This is a genomic window from Pseudomonas sp. RIT288 (assembly GCF_000631985.1).
GTDB lineage: Bacteria > Pseudomonadota > Gammaproteobacteria > Pseudomonadales > Pseudomonadaceae > Aquipseudomonas.
This window is the reverse complement of record NZ_JFYN01000034.1, coordinates 86,736-106,460: the sequence shown is the minus strand read 5'-3', so window position 1 is coordinate 106,460 and position 19,725 is coordinate 86,736. Positions and strand designations below refer to the sequence as shown.

Annotated in this window: 14 protein-coding genes and 1 pseudogene; 7 read left to right on the top strand and 8 right to left on the bottom strand. The window is 61.4% G+C overall.

The features are described 5' to 3' along the window. Positions 1-46: 46 nt before the first annotated feature. The 7 genes and pseudogenes from BW33_RS19290 to BW33_RS19260 all read right to left on the bottom strand — a co-directional run bounded on the left by BW33_RS19290 (position 47) and on the right by BW33_RS19260 (position 5,112). Positions 47-493: a DUF2946 domain-containing protein gene (locus tag BW33_RS19290; protein WP_047600583.1), complete on the bottom strand. Its 447-nt coding sequence runs from the start codon at positions 491-493 to the stop codon at positions 47-49. A 21-nt stretch (positions 494-514) separates the two neighbouring features. Then, on the bottom strand, positions 515-994 hold the full coding sequence (locus BW33_RS19285) for a copper chaperone PCu(A)C (protein WP_047600580.1): 480 nt from the start codon (positions 992-994) through the stop codon (positions 515-517). A gap of 47 nt (positions 995-1,041) precedes the next feature. Further along, positions 1,042-1,440 carry a DUF2946 domain-containing protein gene (locus BW33_RS19280; RefSeq protein ID WP_047600578.1) on the bottom strand — a complete coding sequence of 133 codons (399 nt, stop codon included), beginning with the start codon at positions 1,438-1,440 and terminating at the stop codon, positions 1,042-1,044. A gap of 98 nt (positions 1,441-1,538) precedes the next feature. Then, positions 1,539-1,823 (bottom strand): annotated as a pseudogene (locus tag BW33_RS19275) (addiction module antidote protein); the annotation flags it as partial. Between the two features lie 262 nt (positions 1,824-2,085). Beyond that, on the bottom strand, positions 2,086-2,814 hold the full coding sequence (locus tag BW33_RS19270; protein WP_047600575.1) for a cobalt-precorrin-6A reductase: 729 nt from the start codon (positions 2,812-2,814) through the stop codon (positions 2,086-2,088). Further along, positions 2,811-3,908 (bottom strand): cobalt-precorrin-5B (C(1))-methyltransferase, encoded by a 1,098-nt coding sequence (locus BW33_RS19265; RefSeq protein WP_047600572.1) that lies wholly within the window; start codon positions 3,906-3,908, stop codon positions 2,811-2,813. The genes BW33_RS19270 and BW33_RS19265 overlap by 4 nt, the downstream gene beginning before the upstream one ends. After that, positions 3,901-5,112, bottom strand: coding sequence for a bifunctional cobalt-precorrin-7 (C(5))-methyltransferase/cobalt-precorrin-6B (C(15))-methyltransferase (locus tag BW33_RS19260; RefSeq protein WP_047600571.1), 1,212 nt, complete (start codon positions 5,110-5,112; stop codon positions 3,901-3,903). Before BW33_RS19260 ends, BW33_RS19265 begins: the two co-directional genes overlap by 8 nt. A 231-nt stretch (positions 5,113-5,343) precedes the next feature. Between BW33_RS19260 and BW33_RS19255 the strand changes: the two genes are divergently transcribed. The 6 genes from BW33_RS19255 to BW33_RS19230 all read left to right on the top strand — a co-directional run bounded on the left by BW33_RS19255 (position 5,344) and on the right by BW33_RS19230 (position 17,944). Continuing rightward, positions 5,344-6,000 carry a hypothetical protein gene (locus tag BW33_RS19255; protein ID WP_047600564.1) on the top strand — a complete coding sequence of 219 codons (657 nt, stop codon included), beginning with the start codon at positions 5,344-5,346 and terminating at the stop codon, positions 5,998-6,000. Positions 6,001-6,119: 119 nt separating this feature from the next. After that, entirely contained in the window at positions 6,120-7,418 is a 1,299-nt protein-coding gene (gene cobG / locus BW33_RS19250) for a precorrin-3B synthase (RefSeq protein WP_047600561.1), read from the top strand. Then, the gene (locus tag BW33_RS19245) at positions 7,411-8,037 is read left to right on the top strand and encodes a precorrin-8X methylmutase (protein WP_047291046.1); all 627 of its coding nucleotides are present in this window, start codon (positions 7,411-7,413) and stop codon (positions 8,035-8,037) included. The genes cobG and BW33_RS19245 overlap by 8 nt, the downstream gene beginning before the upstream one ends. Beyond that, positions 8,034-8,768 carry a precorrin-2 C(20)-methyltransferase gene (locus tag BW33_RS19240; protein ID WP_442965407.1) on the top strand — a complete coding sequence of 245 codons (735 nt, stop codon included), beginning with the start codon at positions 8,034-8,036 and terminating at the stop codon, positions 8,766-8,768. The genes BW33_RS19245 and BW33_RS19240 overlap by 4 nt, the downstream gene beginning before the upstream one ends. Next, on the top strand, positions 8,768-10,468 hold the full coding sequence (cobJ, locus tag BW33_RS19235) for a precorrin-3B C(17)-methyltransferase (RefSeq protein WP_047600560.1): 1,701 nt from the start codon (positions 8,768-8,770) through the stop codon (positions 10,466-10,468). Before BW33_RS19240 ends, cobJ begins: the two co-directional genes overlap by 1 nt. Positions 10,469-10,876: 408 nt before the next feature. Continuing rightward, positions 10,877-17,944, top strand: coding sequence for a TcdA/TcdB pore-forming domain-containing protein (locus BW33_RS19230; protein WP_047600558.1), 7,068 nt, complete (start codon positions 10,877-10,879; stop codon positions 17,942-17,944). A gap of 99 nt (positions 17,945-18,043) precedes the next feature. On the opposite strand, the gene BW33_RS19225 is transcribed toward BW33_RS19230, so the two are convergent. After that, entirely contained in the window at positions 18,044-18,640 is a 597-nt protein-coding gene (locus BW33_RS19225) for a MarC family protein (protein ID WP_007961956.1), read from the bottom strand. A gap of 257 nt (positions 18,641-18,897) precedes the next feature. On the opposite strand from BW33_RS19225, the gene BW33_RS19220 reads away from it, so the two are divergent. Then, positions 18,898-19,689 (top strand): hypothetical protein, encoded by a 792-nt coding sequence (locus BW33_RS19220; protein ID WP_047600555.1) that lies wholly within the window; start codon positions 18,898-18,900, stop codon positions 19,687-19,689. Positions 19,690-19,725 lie beyond the last annotated feature (36 nt).

The window sequence follows — 19,725 nt, the reverse complement described above, 5'->3', positions numbered from 1 at the left end:
AGCCTGAAGCTGTCTTCTCAACCGTGTGCAATCAAAGGTGCGGTGTTTACGCTGTGATGGGCGGGGCGCGAGTGCGGGCGCCGGGGAAGAAGGTCTGTCGGGCATGGCCCAGACGTGGGGAGGATGGGGTGAAGGTGTTGACGTGGGCGATGCTGAACGTGGCAAAAGTGCCGCCACCGGTCAGCGCGGGGCAGTTGAACAGCAAGCTGCAATAACCGCATTTTTCCCACAGGGCGTGGTGCGAGGATTGCGGCGGGCAGTGTTCGGCAGCCGGTTGTGCGCCGTGCGCGGCGTGATCCATGCCCGGCATGTCCATCGCCATGTCCATGGGCATCGCCATGGACGCCGAGGCGTGCTGATCCATCGGCATCGACTGAGAAATCAGCGGGCCGATGAAGATCATCAACATGGCGAACAGGGCGATCCAGCTACCGCGGCTCAGAGTCTGGCTCTGGCGATGCTTGCTGGACGCCCCGGCGCGTTGCGGGCGCACGGGGGTGGTCAGCCGGATCGGTTACTGGGCGTGATCGTGCGCCTTGGTGTCTTGCGGTGGTTTCTTCTGCACCGCGACTTCGACGGTGACGTTGCCGGCCTTCTCGAAATGCAGGGTCAGCGGGAAGCGTTTGCCGTCGGTAAGCAGGCTGCGGTCTTTCGGGTTGAGCAGCATCACGTGATAGGCCATCGGCGCGAACGTCACCTTGCCGCCGGCAGGAATCACCACGTCGGGCACCTGCTGCATTTTCATCAGGTCGCCCTGCATCACGTGCTCGTGCAGTTGTGCTTGGGTGGTGATCGGCGAGTCGACGCCGAGCAGGCGGTCGTCGGTCTTGCCGGGATTGCTGATCACGAAATAAGCGGCGACGGTTGGCGCGTTGGGCGGCAGCTCCTGCGACCATGGATGAGCGATTTCCAGCTCGCCGGCCTTGTATTCGTGGGCATGGGCGAAGCACGCCGGCAGCAACAGCGCAGCGATGACGAAGAGTTTGTTCAACATGGCAGTTCTCCAGAACGATGTGAAACGCAGGTCAATTGCGAGACAGATCAGACCAGAGGCGAGGCGCGGGGATTGAGGCTCGGCCATTGCTGGCGCGGTGTCGGTGTTTGCAACGAGGGCGGCGCCACGCTGCGATTGCTTTCGTAGCGGGCGAAATACAGCTGCGGCGTATGGCCCGGCAACGCCACCAGCGGCGCTGAACCCGAGCAGCACCAGCAATGCTGCATGTTGGAATGGCTGTCGTTGGACGGGGCTTTCTGCTCCGTGGTGCCGATGTTGATCGCCACCATCTTCGTCCCGCTGCCGGTGCAGAAACTGCTCCACAGCAATTGTTCGGCCGGTGAACTGGCCGCCTGCGCCATCGCCCCGGTCATCGGCATGGCGAGCATGTTGAACAGCACTGCGAAGCAGGCGATCCAGGCAAATGCGAGCCGGTGTCGGTTCATGGGACAGATCCGTTGGGTGGGCGATCAGGCGCGGGCTATTTAGCCTGATCAGGGCCGATAAGTAAAAAGGCGTCGTGCGGTTTGGTGTCGCAGATCAATCAAACCGCGACGGCATGCAATCTCAAACCCAAAGCCTTCATGACCTTCATGATAGTTGCGAATTCGGGGTTACCAGTGCTGCTCAGCGCTTTATACAGACTTTCACGACCCAGGCCGGCATCACGTGCCACCTGCGTCATGCCCTGAGCTCGGGCTATGTCATTCAGAGCCGCACGGATGAGTACGCCATCGCCTTCATCATCATCAAAGCAAGCGTCCAGATACGCCGCCATATCTTCGGGAGTCTTGAGGTATTCGGCGGCGTCGAAACGGGTGAGTTTTTCGGGTCATCGCAATGTTCACTTTTGGGCTCAAAAGCGGTGAGCATAAAACCGGGCATTTAGTGCAGATAGTCAGTGGTTCTTTAAATGGTTGTACGTAGCGTCCGGTTTAGCTGTAGGGCGCTGGAGAAAGGATTACAGTACCGGCGCCTTCGCGAGCAAGCCCGCTCCCACAGGGTTTCTGGCATACACAGACTATGCAGTCGCCGCCGACCACTGTGGGAGCGGGCGTGCCCGCGAAGGCGTATTCGAGATCTGCGCCTGGCTAAAGCCGGGTGACGGCGGCAAGGGCAGCGAGGACTTCAGACGTCGTCAGAAACTCCCGATCAACCCTCGGCAACACCGGTCGCTTCAACACCATCACCGGCACGCGCAACTCCCGCGCCACTTCCAGTTTCGGCTCGGTCGCGGTGCTGCCGCTATTCTTGCTGATCAGCACATCGATCTGCCGGCGCTCGAACAGTGCGCGTTCTTCCTCAAGCAGAAACGGCCCACGGGCGCCGATGATTTCGCAGCGTTCGTTGCCGGGGTAGACGTCGAGGGCGCGCAGGGTCCAGAACTGGTTGGCAGGGATTTCTTCGAGGTGTTGCAGCGGTTCGCGGCCGAGGGTGAACAGCGGGCGATGGAACGGTTTGAGGGCTTCGATCAGTTCGGCCCAGTCGCTGACTTCACGCCAGTCATCGCCCGGCTGCGGCTGCCAAGCGGAACGGCGCAAGGCCCAGCAGGGGATGCCGGCGAGTTGTGCGGCGATGGCGGCGTTGCGGCTGATTTGCGCGGCGTAAGGGTGGGTCGCATCGAACAGCAGGTCGATGCCTTCAGCGCGAATGAATTGCGCCAGACCTTCGGCGCCGCCGTAGCCGCCGACGCGCACCTGGCAGGTCAGGTCGGTCGGCACCCGGCCCACGCCGGCCAGGCTGTAAATGTGTTCTGGCCCCAGCGTACGGGCGATGACCAACGCCTCGGTGACGCCGCCAAGCAACAGAATGCGTTTCATGCAAAACCTCCGGCATGGCCGACGATGCCGCCCTGGCGATCAATCGCAAACACCTCGACCTGCACCTGCGCCGGCACCACGCTGCGGGCGAAATTCAGCGCGTGGCGGCAGACCTCATCGCCGAGGGCAATGCCCGCCGCGCTGGCCATCGCCAGGGCCTGCTGACTGGTGTTGGCTTCACGAATACCCTGCTGCAACGTCTGATCGGCGCCAATCGCCGCCGCCCACTCGGCCAGTTGCGGCAGGTCGATACTCGAATGCCGCGAGTGCAGATCCATGTGCCCGGCCGCCAGTTTGCTGATCTTGCCGAAGCCGCCACACAGGCTGAGTTTATCCACAGGCACTTTGCGCAGGTGCTTGAGCACCGCACCGACAAAATCGCCCATTTCGATCAAGGCGATTTCCGGCAGGTCGTAGACCCGGCGCATGGTGTCTTCGCTGGCGTTGCCGGTGCACGCGGCGATGTGCAGATAGCCGTTGGTTTTCGCCACGTCGATGCCCTGATGGATCGAGGCGATGTACGCCGCGCAGGAAAACGGCCGGACGATGCCGCTGGTGCCGAGGATCGACAGCCCGCCAAGAATGCCCAGGCGCGGGTTCATGGTTTTCAGTGCCAGCGCTTCACCGTCCTCGACGTTGACCGTGACCTCGAAACCGCCGCCATAACCGCTTTCGGCGGCGAGCAGCGTCAGGTGATCGCTGATCATCTTGCGCGGCACCGGATTGATCGCCGGTTCACCGACGCCGAGCACCAGCCCTGGTCGGGTCACGGTGCCGACACCTGCGCCGGCGATAAAGCGAATCCCCGGCGCGGCCAGCAGCCGCACGTGCGAATAGAGCAGCGCACCGTGGGTCACGTCGGGGTCGTCGCCGGCGTCCTTGATCGTCCCGGCCTCGGCGCCGCCTTCAATCAGCCGGCAGAACTCCAGGCGCATCTGTACCTGTTTGCCCTTGGGCAGGACGATCTGCACCGCATCCGCCGACGTACCGTCAAGCAGCAGGCGGGCGGCGGCGAGGCTGGTGGCGGTGGCGCAGCTGCCGGTGGTCAGGCCGCTGCGCAGGGGCGCGGGTTGTTCGGCGGTTTCGTCACGCATCGAGGGGTTTGACCAGATCCAGCAGGGTAATCGGCAGCGCCTGACGCCAGGTGTCGAACTCGCCCAGCGGTTGCGCCTGGGCGACATGGATGCGCGTCAGTTCGCCGCCGTGGCGTTCGCGCCAGTGCATCAGGCTGACTTCGCTTTGCAGGGTCACGGCGTTGGCGACGAGTCGGCCACCGGGCTTGAGTTGTTCCCAACAGGTGTCGAACACACCTTCTCGGGTCACGCCGCCGCCGATGAAGATCGCGTCGGGTCGCTCGAGTCCGGCGAGGGCTTGCGGCGCACGGCCACGCACCAAGTGCAGACCGGGCACGCCCAACGCGTCGCGGTTGTGCTCGATCAGGGCCTGTCGGCCTTCGTCCGCCTCGATGGCGATCGCGCGGCAGCTGGGGTGCGCGCGCATCCATTCAATGCCGATCGAGCCGCAACCACCGCCGACGTCCCACAGCAATTCGCCGGGGACCGGCGCGAGGCGGGCGAGGGTGATGGCGCGGACATCGCGTTTGGTCAGTTGCCCGTCATGCTGGAATGCCGAGTCGGGCAGTCCGGCAAGGCGTGACAGGCGTGGTGACTGCGCATCGGCCAGGCATTCGATGGCGATCACATTCAGATCGGCAATCGCCGGGTCATTCCAGTCATTGGCAGTACTTTCGATGCGCCGTTCGGCATCGCCGCCCAAGTGCTCAAGTACCGTCAGGCGGCTGCCGCCAAAACCGCGCTCGCGCAGCAGCGCCGCGACTGCCGCCGGACTTTGCCGGTCATTGCTCAGCAGCAACAGGCGCACCCCGCTGAACAGCTGCGCATTGAGTGCCGCCAAAGGTCGCGCAACCAGCGACAGTGTCACTGCATCCTGCAACGGCCAGCCGAGGCGGGCGGCGGCCAGTGAACAGGAGGATGGCGCCGGCAGGATCAGCATCTCGGCACTCGGCACGTGCCGCGTAAGGCTGGCACCGACGCCGTAGAACATCGGATCACCACTGGCCAGCACGCACACCGCTTCGCCACGTTGCTGCAAAACCGGCGCGAGGGAAAACGGGCTCGGCCACAAAGTGCGTTCCCCGCGAATGCACACCGGCAGCAAGTCCAGTTGCCGCTGGCCGCCGATGATCCGCGAGGCGCCCATCAGGGCCCGCCGGGCATTTTTGCCCAGGCCCTTGAAGCCGTCTTCACCGATTCCCACAACCGTCAGCCAGGGTGTCATGCCGTTCCTTAATCCAGGTAGATCTTCAAGGGCGGCATGATAACGCGGCTGCCGGCATCTGACGCGGGTCTGTTGTCGCGGTGTGTCGAGATCAGCGCGGAAACTTGATGTTTAGCAATAGTGATTTTTTCAACTGTTGTTTTTGTTAGTTTGGTTCAGGTCAGCTCTTTTAAATAAGTCTGGCGCAATAAAACTATAAATTTAATCAGTGCCAAGTTGGCAGGAGATGATATGGATATCAAGTCCAGTGCAGGTTCAAGTCGGAATAATGCAGTTGCCGTCAATAATATGTTGTTCACCGGGTTGCAAGGTCGTACAGAGGCCGACAACAGATTTGTGAGGAACTGCATTTATCTCGCGCAGATCGCTGCCGACAGCCGTTGTGACAGCAGCCTTCAGCCTGCGGAATGGTTCGATTACTTTGCCGGGGGCCTCTGGTCATGTGGCTGGAACCCGGAAGAGAAACCGGTGGTGCTGGTCCAGAAAGAGTTTTCGGGAAGTGTGCGGGAGGCGTGGCGGCGGTTGACCGCACCGTTGCTCGCGCGCGTTCAGTTAGAGCAGGTTGAAGCAGGGCTGGCAGCGCTGGAAAAAGATGTAGCGCTGCTGCAAAGGTTTACCGCCCTGAGTGGCAAAACCTTCACCTCGCACATTGTTCCGGTCAGTCAGAACGCCAGCGGCGAGTTGGTTGTGGTGATTAGCCATATCCGCTTTTTCAAGTTGGTATTGAGTACCAATTACCTGTTCTGGCAGGTCCATCAACCGATGTCGCAACTGGACATCCGCGCCAGAAGACTGGTGATCAAACGCAGCGCCATCGACGAAAACCGGGAAGTTGTAGATCAGGCCATTCGCGAGAGTGTGGTCGACCTTGAGGAGGTCGAACTCTGAAACGCCGCAGTTTCCGACCGGCAGGCATTTTCATGCGCTCGGGCAAAGCAGGCATAATAGCGACCTTTCGCCCACCACAGCGCTGCCAGTCAGCCGGTCATCCCTTGAACGAACGCTCTATGTCCACCGCTCTGCGCCCCTCGGCTTGTCCGGGGTTGCTGCGTATTGTCCAGGCGCTGGACGGCGGCATCTGCCGGATCAAGCTCGATGGCGGTTCGATTACAGCCGATCAGGCCGACGCGGTGGCCGATGCCGCCGAGCGTTTTGCCAGTGGCGCCATCGAGGCGACCAACCGCGCCAATCTGCAGATTCGCGGCATCGGCGAGCAGTCAGCGGCATTGATCGACAGTTTGCTGGCCGCCGGTCTGGGGCCGCAAACCGCAGCGGGCGACGATGTGCGCAACCTGATGCTCAGCCCGAGTGCCGGGATCGATCGGCAGTTGCTGTTCGATACCCGGCCCTTGGCCGAACAGATTCTGGCGACATTGCAGACGCATCCGCGCTTTCACCAGTTGAGCGCCAAGTTCGCCGTGCAGCTGGATGGCGGTGAGGCGTTGGCGATGCTTGAACATCCGCATGATCTTTGGCTGTCGGCGTTCGAGCATGACGGTGAAATATTGTTGGCGTTCGGCCTGGCCGGCTGCCCGACCGATCATGCGGCCGGTGTTGTGACACTGGATAACGGCCATGCGCTGGTGGCCGCGGTGCTGGAGTTGTTCCTTGATCTGGCCAGGCCGGAGCAGACGCGCATGCGCCATTTGCTCGATGAGCTGCCGCTGCTGGCGTTTCTCGAGCAGTTGCGCGAACGGGTGGCGATCAACGCCGCCATTGCCCGACAGCGCACGGCGGTGGCGGATGCGCTGCACATCGGTGTTCACCGGCAACATGCTGACGATCGGGTGTATGTCGGTGCGGTGCCGGCGCTCGGCCGGCTCGATCCGGTCATGCTGCGGGGCGCAGCCCGACTGGCTCGCGAGTACGGTGACGGCAGTCTGCGTTTCACCCCTTGGCAAAGCCTGCTGTTGCCGAACGTGAAGCCCGCCGACGCGGCTCAAGTCCTGCAAAATCTGACGCACTTGCACTGGTTGACCGACGCCGGCGAGCCGCTGTCCCGGCTGATTGCCTGCACCGGCTCCAGTGGCTGCGGCAAAGGCCTGGCCGATACCAAACACGACGCCCGGCTGCTGGCGACGCTGCTGCCACAGGCGCAGAACGTGCACCTGTCCGGTTGCCCGCGCGCTTGCGCGGCGGCGCATCGCACACCGGCGACATTGCTGGCGGTCGGCCCCGGTCATTACGACCTTTATTTTCGCGATGCAGCGCTGCCGGGTTTCGGCACGCTGCACGCACGCCACCTTACTATTGAAGCGGCCGCGATCCTGCTCGACGTCCGCTCACGGAGCCCCCTTGATGCTTGATTACATCCGCGACGGTCAGGAGATCTATCGCAACTCCTTCGCGATCATTCGCAGCGAGGCCAATCTGGCGCGCATCCCGGCCGATCTGGAAAAACTCGCGGTGCGGGTGATCCACGCCTGCGGCATGGTCGAGGCCGTCGACGGTCTGCAATTCTCCGAGGGCGCCGGCAAGGCCGGGCGCGATGCGCTGGCGGCCGGTGCGCCGATTCTGTGCGATGCGCGGATGGTCTCCGAGGGCGTGACCCGTGCCCGTCTGCCGGCCAACAATCAGGTGATCTGCACCTTGCGCGACGACAGCGTGCCGGATCTGGCCCGCGAGTTGGGCAACACCCGCTCGGCGGCGGCGCTGGAACTGTGGCGTCCGCACCTGGAAGGCAGTGTGGTGGTGATCGGCAACGCGCCGACCGCACTGTTTTACCTGCTGGAAATGCTCGACGCCGGCGCACCGAAACCGGCGCTGATCCTCGGCTTCCCGGTGGGCTTCGTCGGCGCCGCCGAATCGAAAGCGGCGCTGGCGGCTGACAGTCGCGGTGTACCGTTCGTGATCATGCAAGGCCGGCTCGGCGGCAGCGCCATGGCCGCCGCCGCGGTCAATGCCCTCGCCACGGAGATCGAATGATGCAGGCAAAAGGACGTCTGATCGGCCTCGGTGTGGGCCCCGGTGATCCGGAACTGATTACCGTCAAAGCCCTGCGTCTGCTGCGCGAGTCGCCAGTGGTGGCGTACTTCGTCGCCAAGGGTAAAAAGGGCAATGCGTTCGGCATCATCGAAGCGCACCTGCAGGACGCGCAGAATCTGCTGCCGCTGGTGTACCCGGTGACCACCGAAGTGCTGCCGGCGCCACTGTCTTACGAGCAAGTGATCAGCGATTTCTACGACGCCGCTGCCGAAGAAGTCGCGGCGCATCTGGACGCCGGGCGCGACGTCGCGGTGATCTGTGAAGGCGATCCGTTCTTCTATGGCTCCTACATGTATCTGCACGATCGATTGTCCATGCGCTATGAAGCCGAAGTGGTGCCGGGCGTGTGCTCGATGCTCGGCGGCGCGTCGGTGCTCGGCGCGCCGCTGGTGTATCGCAACCAGAGCCTGTCGGTGCTCTCCGGCGTGTTGCCGCATGAGGACCTGAAGCGGCGCCTGGCCGACGCCGATGCGGCGGTGATCATGAAACTGGGCCGCAACTTTCCCAAGGTTCGTGCGGTACTTGAAGAACTCGGTCTGGCCGAGCGGGCGCTGTACGTCGAACGCGCGACCATGGCCAATCAGAAGATCGTGCCGCTGGATCAGGTCGAGCCGATGTCCTCGCCGTACTTCTCACTGATCATCGTCCCTGGCGAACGGTGGCAAGGTTGATGACGCAATCCACACCGGCCATTGTCATCCTCGGACAGGGCGCGCTCGCCACCGCACGGCGGATCCAGCAGTTGTATCCGACGGCGCAGATCCATGGCCTCGCCGGACGCGTCGAAGGCGCCGACTGCCGCTATCAGGAATTCGGCGCGACCCTGCGTGAGTTGTATCAGCAGGACACGCCGATCATCGCCCTGTGTGCGGCGGGCATTGTCATTCGCACCCTGGCGCCGTTGCTGCTGGAGAAGGGCGCTGAACCGGCGGTACTCGCTGTTGCCGAAGATGGCAGCGCCGTGGTGCCGCTGCTCGGCGGTCTCGGCGGGGTGAATGTCATGGCCCGGGAAATCGCCGCCGCATTGCAGGTCGCAGCGGCGATCACCACCAGTGGCGAATTGCGCTTTGGCACTTGCCTGCTCAATCCACCAAACGGTTATGCGCTGGCTGATCTGGAGCTGGGCAAGCGTTTCGTTTCCGATCTGCTGGCCGGGCACAGCGTGCGCATTGAAGGGGCGGCGCCGTGGCTGGATCAGGCGCAGTTGCCACAAGATCCGCAGGCGCAGCGCTCGATTCATGTCGGCAGTGCCGAGCGTGTCGCGAGCGCCAACGAGTTGCTGATCTATCCGCGCAGCATAGCGGTAGCGGTGAGCGCGCAGCTGGACGATCTGCCGAATGCCGTGCGCGCCGCGTTACAGCAGGCCGGGGTTGCGCAGCAGTCGCTGGCCTGTCTGCTGGCGGCGGACACTGAAATGGCATCGACCAGACTCCGCGAAGCAGCCCTCGAACTGGGAGTGCCGCTGCGCTTTATCACGGCGCGAAAAGACCTCGACGAGTTGGCTCGTCGCGCACTGCCGCAGGCCACGATCAGCAGTGCCAACGGCTTGGTGATTGCGCGTGCCGAACAACCGCTGGACGTCGCGCAGATCGGTCGTCAGCGTGGGCGCCTGGCGGTGATCGGCCTCGGCCCCGGCGCTGCCGAATTGATGGTGCCTGCGGTCAAGGCGGAACTGGCGCGGGCCACCGATGTGCTCGGCTACGAAACCTATGTGCGCATGGCCGGCCCGTTTCGTGATGATCAGGTGCAGCACTGCACCGACAATCGCGAAGAAATGCAGCGTGCCCGCCACGCCTTCCGGCTGGCGGCCGAGGGGCGTTCGGTGATTGTGGTCTCGTCCGGCGACCCCGGCGTGTTCGCCATGGCCGCTGCGGTGCTCGAAGCATTGCACGAGTCGACCGACCCGAACTGGCACAGCGTCGAGCTGGAAATCCTGCCGGGGGTGTCCGCCTCGCTCGCCACGGCTGCGCAAGCGGGGGCGCCACTGGGGCATGACTTCTGCGTGATGTCGCTGTCGGACAACCTCAAGCCGTGGTCGATCATCGAGAAACGCCTCGACCTGGCGGCCGAGGCCGATCTGGCGCTGGCCTTCTACAACCCGATCTCCCGGGCGCGTCCGTGGCAATTGGGGCGTGCGCTGGAAATCGTCGCGCAGCATCGCAGCGCGGCAACACCGGTGGTGTTGGGGCGCGACATCGGTCGTCCGGGGCAGACCCTGCGCGTGACGACACTGGGGCAACTGACCCCGGATCAGGTGGACATGCGCACCATGGTGCTGGTCGGCTCTTCAACGACGTGCACCTTCCCCAAGGCTGAAGGTGGCGAGTGGGTCTACACGCCGCGCTGGTACGGCGAAAAGCCGCAGTCATGACCGCAGGCGAGGGGGGCAGCTCCCTCGCCATGCCGGATATTGCAGGTAGAGTGTTTCCGGATTTGCCGGTGTCGTATTTTTCAGCGGGACGTGTGTGATCTGCACCAGCCCCGCGTGGGATCTTTCTTGTTACTTACATCTTGTCGGACTTATTCTGAATCTTGACAGATCACCGCAACAGTCCGCGCGCAGTTGCGCCGCATATTCTCCAGCTGTGCTGATTTATATATCAGGCCTGGCGCAATAACTTGTTGCTGTTACACGCGTTATCAGTTGTTTTTGAATTGTCTGTTTTGACATGTATTGAAAGTTCTGAAGTTTGAGCGATGGTTCGCCAGCCGTTAGCTTGTTCGTCATCCAAGTGCCCATCTGCACACATGATGTTGGCCAAGTAACGGAGGAACTTTCATGCACGATCAAAGACTTCAAGAAGCCAGCGGTTATGTCAGTTTTATCAGCCTGTTCAAGCAGGCTGATCTTGAGCGGGCTCTGTTGGTACACCGGGACAGTGACGTTTATCAGTCAGTCTGGCGCTATTACTTTGCATGTATCGGGTTGCTCGATTCCCCGCGATTGATTGAGCCCCTGACATTGCTCAAACATTCGCTGGAACAGTTGATTGGCGTACCGCGTGTGCGTCGTGACTCCCATAGCCAGGCTGAACCGCCGAAGGACGCTTTATCGCGAATCTACAGCAGTATTCAGGCTTTCGAGACCCGTCTGCGAAACAGCGAGACTTACGCGAAGACTGCCGCAACAGCGGTTGTAAAGAACCTGCACTTTGTCTGGCTGGGCGGTGGTCTGGGCGCGATCCAGCATGATTACCTCAATCTGTGGAAGCAAGTATTGAGCGGGCAGGGTTACAGCCTCCATCTCTGGTATGACAGTGACGCGCTACTGGCCTGGCAAACCAACAAATTGATCGTCGAGGCCGCCAAGGCTGACGCCATGCAGCACGGCGGCAGCGAGAATATTACCGACGCCAGGCTGGGTACGCTGTACGAAGAGCGGGTCATCGTCCTCAAGCAGCAGATGTTCCTGCACATCAATGCGGCGCTGGAGCGAGGGTTATCGGCGGATGAAGCGCGGGTCGACCTGTTGTCCCGTGCCTACGGCCAGGATGCGGCACAACTGGAAACCCTGATCGAGCAAAACCGACGCAGTCTGCTGGCTATGGCAGGTGGTGATTTGCAGTTGCGCGACTTGCGTGACCTCGACGCACCGCTGCGATTGCAGGACATCTATGATCGCGAGACCCGGATGCGTGGCAATCTGGCCGCCGCCTCCGATGTGGTGCGGGTCGAGGCGGTGTTCGACGAAGGTGGCCGCTATGTCGATGTCGATAATCTGCCACCACTGGTCAAAACCATGGGCGGGATCGACATCAGTACGTTCGCTGGTGATGCGCGCCTTGGCGTTCTGCAACTGCTGCTCGATCACAACCCGCACTGGATGCCGGGACGCCAGGCATTGCGTGACCGATACACCGATTATCTTGACCGGATTCCCGAGGAACACCGCGCCGCGCTTGAGGCTTTTGCCCGACAGCAGCCGGCGCTGAGCGAGGTGTTCCAGGCGCCGGCAGAGCTGCTTGTGCGTCCGCAGGACCTGCGCGCCGTTGCCGTGCAGAACACGTTGAGTAACTCGTTCCTGATGGCTCACGCGCAATCGCCGATGCTCAAAAGCGTGATCGAGCGGTTTCGGTTCAACTATGAGGCCATTGAACAGACGAGACGCCTCGCCGCCAAGCGTGGCGTTGCACTGAGCGACTTTGAAGGCATGACGGGGTTGGCGCGCGAAGTGCTCGAGCAAACATTTGGCCCTCTGGCCGAACTGTCGATGACCGAAGACCTGGCGGCCAATTTTCTGATGCTCGCCATCGCGGGCTACTTCAGTGACGGCATCCGCCCGCAGAGCGAGGGAACGATTTATCTGACCGGTCCAGCTGCGATGCGCGATGGCATGACCGATTACGAACGGCACAACTTCGTCCCGCGCGAAGCGGAAGCGCTACGTGAGGAGGCGGCTATCGAACCGCTGTGGATGGTCAACGACAAGACCGAGGAAGAGCTGGATCACTCCTGGAAAGACAACGCCAGTGATACCCGGCAGTGGGTGCTCGACGAGCAGCAACGCTGGCGTGAAGGGCAGTACAGCGCGCGCTACAGCGGCGATGTAACGGCATTGCTGACCCAGCAAAGCGTGGTGTTCGAGGAGGGCTGGCCGATCATCGAGGGCCGGCCGGTGCTGTTGACGGATGTACTGCAACGGATGATCGACAGACTCGGTGAACCGTTCGTGGTCGCGATGCGCGAAGGGCATGACGGCCCGCTGCGGTTCCCCGACGGGCCGGGGCTCAGCTTCGATGATCGCCAGGCCATCAAGGCTCAGCCGGCCATCCTCAAGGCACCGGCGTCGCTCAACGATGCAAGCGTTCACGGGCTGGCGCTGGATGATCTGCTCAGTGCTATTGCGCAAGAGCCGCTGCGCCTGTTTCAGGTCAGCGCCTTGCAAAGAGTACTGCTGGGCCAACTGCTGGACGTACGTTCGCTGGATAACCAAAGCTTCAAGCAGGTCGCAGCCGAACTCGACAACCTCGCCAACAGCGTTGCCGAGGTAGGGGCATCGGTGCGTTATGCGGCCATTGAACGCCATCTTTATCAGCATCGTGCGCCGCAATTCATGGCTGGTCTCGCCAGTCATGTCGACCAGCCGATGATGGCGTCGGACAGCGCGTTGACGTTGAAACGAGCGGCGCTGTCGCAGGCGCACACGTTGTTTCAATGGGGGCGTCATGTTGCCCATATCCAGACCATTGCCACCCGCGAGCATCGTGAACAGGTGATCCTGCGGCTGGGTCAGGTACTGGGGCAAATCGAGGCCAGTGACGTCAAGCTGGTGCCACAGGATCTGTTGCTCCAGGGGCCAGGGGATCCCGGTGGCCGCTGTTACCCGCTGGCATTGATCATGAGTGCTGCTCTGGAGCACGGCGTGGTGGCGTCGCGACGCTTGCGCGAGCGATTCTTCCTGGCCACAGCCGAGCCGCAGCAGCGCGATTCAATGGTGTTTCTGGCGGCGCTTGAGGAATTGCGCGGCGTGCAGTTGCACGACATCGGCAAGCCGCTGGGGCGGGTCGATCTGCAGCAGCTCGGCACCACGCTGGAGGCGTTCGCCAGGTCGCGCACGCTGATGCTCAACTCGGACAATCACGCCATGCTGGTGGCGAAGATCTTCAAGGATGGACGCGCCACTTATCACTTCTATGATCCCAATTTCGGCGTGTTCGAGTTCAGCCAGCCTGACCAGCTTCAGCTGGCACTGACCGATCTTTTCCAGAAACAGGGTTTGGCGAAATACTATGCGGCCTATGGCGAAGACGCGCGCCCGACGTTCGATCTGATCGAGCTGCAAGGGCAAAAGATCTCGGCGCTGGATCTGTCCGGCGGATTTCGCCTCGGGCAATTGCTGGAATCCGACAATGTGCTGCCGGAGCAGGCACAGTGGCCAATCCGTCGGCGCCTGAACAGTGCTCGCGGCCATTCGCTGGTCAGCAACCCGCACCTGGGGCGTAGCCTGCGCGATCTCGATAGTCACTGGTGGGGACAGCAGATTGCCCAGGCGACTGACGCTTTACAGAACTTGCATGCTTCGGCAAAACCGTTGGTGCCGTTGTTTGAAACTCTGGAAATAGCGCCCGCCGGCGAGTACCGGATCAACCTGATCGATCCTTTGCAGGCCGAGCATGTGGTCCAGGTGGTGAGCACCGATCATCGCCTGCTGCGCATCAGAAATTATCTGTCTGAGCAGTTTTCGGCACTTGGCACCCGAGCCTCGCCACAGCCGATTGAGGCCGGGGCTGTTCACACGCTCAATACCGGCTTCTCGATCCAGGCACTGATGAACGTCTTGCGTGGACGAGAGGGGGATGACCGCACCTTGACCACTGCCGTGCGGTTGCACGCTTACGTCAATTACGCGCAGCTGGTGCATGGCAATGTCACGGATGTCGCCGGTCTGATCAGTCTGATCAAAACTGCACTCAATGAAGAGAAGATCATCGCCCGTACCTGTGCGCCGGTGGTTGGCGCGGCGCTGGGGCATGTCGCCAACGAAGGCGTGGGCGCGGTGCTGGGGCTGGCCAATGTCGGCTTCGACATCTATCAATTGGCGACGGCAGACAACGAGATCGAGCGCGCGCAGTTCGGCACCCAGCTGGCCTTCGACTCCACCAGTCTGGCGTTGACCGCCGGTGGTCTGGGGGCCGCCACGGCGGGCGCGGCAACAGCGGCAGCCGTGCTCGGCGGAGCCGGGGTGATTCTGGGCGGATTGGCCGTGGGTGTGGCGGCCCTGGCCCAGGGGTTCGCCAGGATCGCTGAGCAGGCGCAGGAGGTCGGGCTGTTTTTCGATGATCTGGAGCGGGCCTGTCGGGGTGTCGGTTATCGGTATGACGACGGGCTCGGGGCGTGGGTCGCTCACCCCTCGCTGGTCGTCCAGAGCCTGGACTTCAATCGCTCGATGATAGTGCTCGACAGTCCGAAGGTGTATCGGCTGCGTGACCATTTCGGGGTGCCGGATTTCAATCCGGATGATCAACAAGCGCTCGATCTGCGGCGTGAACTGGGTCTTCCCGGCTACATCCACTTCGATCCGCCGAGCACGCAACTGGTCGTCCTGCCGTGCACGCCGACCACGTACTACGGTTACGAATACAAGGCGCTCCCTTTCTCGACGCTGCGTCACGACACCGGCTTCGATACAGCCCGCAAGCTGGAGAAGAAGGATGCGAATGGCCGGTTGCGCTTCCTGTTTTCGTTCTACTCCTTTCCCGTGCACTACATCATCAACCGTCTCGCACCGTCGTATCGGCCAACCGTGATCGAGGTGCGGCTGGACGCCCATGAACGTGCGCTGGCGGTGCCAATGATGCCGTCGGTCTGGCACGACAAGGTGTCGTACCGCATCGAAGGGGCGGGCGGCGCCTGCTCACTGATCCTCAATCGCGGGGTCAATCTCCAGTTGCAGTCCCCCAGCCTGCAGCAGTGCCGCTGGAATCTGGTAGCAGCCTGGGCCACCGAGAGCGATGTGCGGATCGACGTCGGCGGGGTTCTTTCGGTGGGTGGCGTGAAGGTGACGTTCAGCGGCAGAGGGCGGCATGAGGTCATGCTCCAGCTGACCGGGCGGCAATCGTTCAAGGTCAACCGCAGTGACGGACGACTGGACATTGTCGAGCAGAGCGCGCCAGCCGGGGAGAATGAGCAGTCGCTGCTCACGCATTACCAGACGCTGGCCCGGGAGCATCGGCTGGTGCTGCCTTACACACCGGTTCAGCACTTTCCGATTCCTTTCGAGCCCCTTGGACAACCGCGCCACACCACGGCCTGGTACGACGCTGTCGAGGATCGTTTTCTGTACATCCGCAGTGAAGAGGTACTGGCGGCTGATGAAATGCTGCTGGCGGCGGTGGTCGACGATTCCGCGTTTTTCTATGAGGTGCACAACTATGACATCTGGCAGATCGATGCCGTCAGCGGTCTGCTCAAATGCCGCTACCGTCTGCTGGTGATGGAGGGGCAGTGCAGCATTCGGCGTATTGAGGTCGATGCGCAGGGCGTGATTCACATCGAGCAACAATGGCAGGGGGCCGATCGGCAAGTTACGCAGTTCAATTACCTGATCCATGAAGGCCAACTGCAGCTGGTTGCGGTTACCCGAGAGATGGACCGTGAGCTGGGCCACCGGGTGTTCGCCAATCCGGTCTTGACGCATTGGTCGGTGGTGCTTGGTCACTCTTTCACGTTATCGCCGGTGCCCGAACGCGCAGGCATCACCACCGTCGACTGGCAACCGGCCGCTTACGTGTCGGTCTGCTGGGCCTTCGATCCGGACAAGCGCGACCTGGTCTGGATTCGCAGCCGTGACCTGTTGTGCATTCATCCGTTTGCCTTCGGGCATAACCGCGGCTGGGCCGATTCGATCAAGCATCTGGATGATCTGCTGCTTCTGCCGGTCAACGATGAGCACGGGCTGTTTTTCATCTACGACCGACTGGCGCAAAAACTGTGCAGGGTGCAACACAGCGCGTACGCAGACAGCGAGCGCTGGCCGGCGCAATGGACGCATCAATGGCTTCAGCCCGACGGGCTCAATGACGTGGTGCCGGTACAGGACGGGTATCTGGCGCTGACCGATGACGGCCTGTTCTTCAACCTGAGCGCAGAAGGTGAAGTGCAGCTGGGTGGTGTGAGTGAACGCTGGCTCAGGGGGCGGGGCCAGTGGTGGCAAGCACTCGAGGCGCTGGCGGCGAAGTACCCGGTCACCCGTTTCGCCATTCTGGGGCTGCGCAACGCCGCCGGTGATCGCAGCCTGTGTGGATGGTATGTGGATGACCGCGTGTTGTTGTGTGATCCGGGGCACGAACGGGAAATGCGCCTGCTCGGGGTCACACCGGACAACCAGGCTGTCTGGCTGTTCGATGTCGCCAGCGGTGAGCTCTGCAGTCAGCGGTTCTTCGACAGTCGGCAGCTCGAACCGGCGTTCGGCAGCGGCGCACAGTTACTCGCAAGCGAGCTGCTGCCGGCACCGCAGGCCGAGTGGGACGACTGGCGGTTCAGCGCCGTGCGCAATGACGGTTCCGGTCTGTGCGGGACATCGGTCAACGGCGTGTCACTCAAGCTGCGATATCAGGAAGCTGAAAGGATCATTGGCGTCGATCATCACTGGGCAAGCGAGCACGCGGAACATTGGCCGGAGTCTCTGCAGGCATTGCTGGAGACCGCCGAGCATGAGCCCTACATCGCCGTGGAGTCCGGCGCGGGCAACCTGCAATGGTACGACGTGGCAAATGCACAACTGATCCGGGTAGCGGGCCAGGACCTGCCGAACGATTGCGAATTACTCGGCACCCGCCATCGGCACGTGTTGTTACACGAGCGTCAGGCACACCGCGTGCACGTCTACCCCGGTCAGCAGAGCATCGGCCCTTTCGAATATGTGCGGCGCGACGCCGAGGTGTTGGTGGTCGAGGGCCAGAACAAGGTCGAAGACCTCTTGCCACTGATCGCTGATGACGTGAGCTGTCTGGTGTTGCGCCTGGGGCAGGGCGGTGTCACGTATCACCTGTCGAGGGCCTGCTGGTTGCGACTGGATTCGGTGATTGTCGATTGCCGTCACCCACTGGGCGAGGTCCCGGCGATTCCCGGCAAGCTGGTCTGGGCGCTGGACGCACCGCAAATACTGCAACTGTCGTTTGTCGACGAGCACTTGCTGATCGTCGACCCGGATCGCCAGCACAGCCTGATCCTGCGGGATGTCTGCTCGGCGGATCCGGCGATGCGCGGCGATGTCTTCCTCGGGTTCGAGGGCGGGCGTTCCTATGCGGTATCGAGTCTGGTGCAGAGGTTGCGTGAAATCGTCGAAGCCGATGATGCCGACGGCAGTGCAACGCTTGCGCAGTTGCTGAGCGCTGTGCCGGCGTAAAGCAGAAGGGCAACTGAAGAGGCCTGCGCAGACTACTGCGCAGGCCTTTTTCCTGATTCTGTCTCGTCCTGAATAAGGTTTACACCTTCTGAGTTCTCCTCATGACACCAGGTAGCCCTTGATCCCGGTAAAGATGATCTGCGCCGCCAAGGCGCAGACGAAAAGGCCCATAAGCCGGCTGACGATCTGCAGGCCCTGATCGCCGAGCACCCGTTCGATGTGATTGGACAGATACAGCACCACGCCAACGGTGAAACTGGCCAGAGTGATGCTCATGATCGCGGTCAGTTTGTCGTCCCAATGCGGTTGGCTGACGCCCATCACCAGCAGGGCGCCGATGGTGCCCGGGCCCACGGTCAGCGGGATGGTCAGCGGGACGATCGTCACGTCCTGTTGCACGTTGTCACTCTGCACGACCGGCTTGCCCTGAGCCATGCCCAATGCCGAGATGAACAGCACGCTGCCGGCACCGATGCGGAATGCATCCGCAGTGATCCCGAATACATCGAAAATCACCCTTCCGAACAGATACAAAAGGACGCTGGACACCAGTGTGGCAATCGCCACTTTCCAGGCCAGACGCCGCTGTTCCTTGCGCGAGTAGCCACGGGTCAGGCTGATGAAGCAGGACAACACGAAGAACGGGCTGTAGAGCACCAGCATCTTCAGGTAAACGCTGAATAACACGTGGAGCATGAGGGCGACTCGCATCCGGAGAGTGATGACGGCGAGTCTATCAGTCGGTTAGTTGCTTGTGTGTGCAGAAGATGCTGCGCGTGGCAGTTGGTTTTTTCGGTTTTTGTTTTGATAGTTGTTTTGTGTGATGTTGTGGGTGGCGTCTTGTTGGCGGGATAATAAGTTACAGATCTGAGTTTGTGGTGGAGGGCTTGATTGTTTATTGTTCTCCTGCAAGTTCAAGAGGAGCTTGCTTATTTGTTAATAAGGATTTTATTGTGCATAACCAGATCGTTAGTGAGTCTTATATTTCTTCCTGTATTAACGCGATTGAGGCGTGTGATGTTGGTGATGCGCCGGTTATTCGCCCGCGTGGCCTGTTGGCTATAGGGGAAGAAATCGAGGCGCCGTCGAAAGGCTCTATTGTCGGCGAAGCCACACTGGGTTTTTCTGGCAAACTTTCCGACCAGAACAAGTCGGATGCCCAAAACGCTCTTCTGTTTGCAACGCGTGCAGCGAACAAGCAATACCCTGAAGAGCATCAGGGCCGAGAGTGGTACCTGCGGTTCCGTGAGGTGATGACCCTCGCCGGCTGGACGCCTATCCATAATTTCTACAGTAACCTCGGTGTCGAAGGCACGAGTGTGCGTATGGACAAGCTGGTGCTGGAGATTCTCGGTTCCGTGCTTGCCAACGTTGCGCTGCCAGGGCTAACCAGCGTTCTGATGCTGAAGGTTGCGGGTGATGCAATTTCGGCCCTGCAAAAGCGCGACACTGCTGCGTTGACAGTTTATGAGCGCAATTTGCTGGACCACGGCGTGGGTGGCGTCTCGACCGGTGCGTGTGTCGAACTCGACGGTGAGGCAATCATGGCGCTGGGGACGGTGCGTTTTCTGCGCAAGAATACCTCTACCAAAGTGATGTTCGTGGATGTCGATGTTCGTAATGTAAGTTTGTATCGCGGTGAAACGTTATTTGCCAAAAATACCGACGTCGCCAACGCAGTGCGTGAGTCGATCAAGAAAAAGCTATTTGGCGTTATCGATCAGATTGAAGAGATTGATATCTGATAAATCGAAAAAAGCAGTCGAAGGTCGACTGCTTTT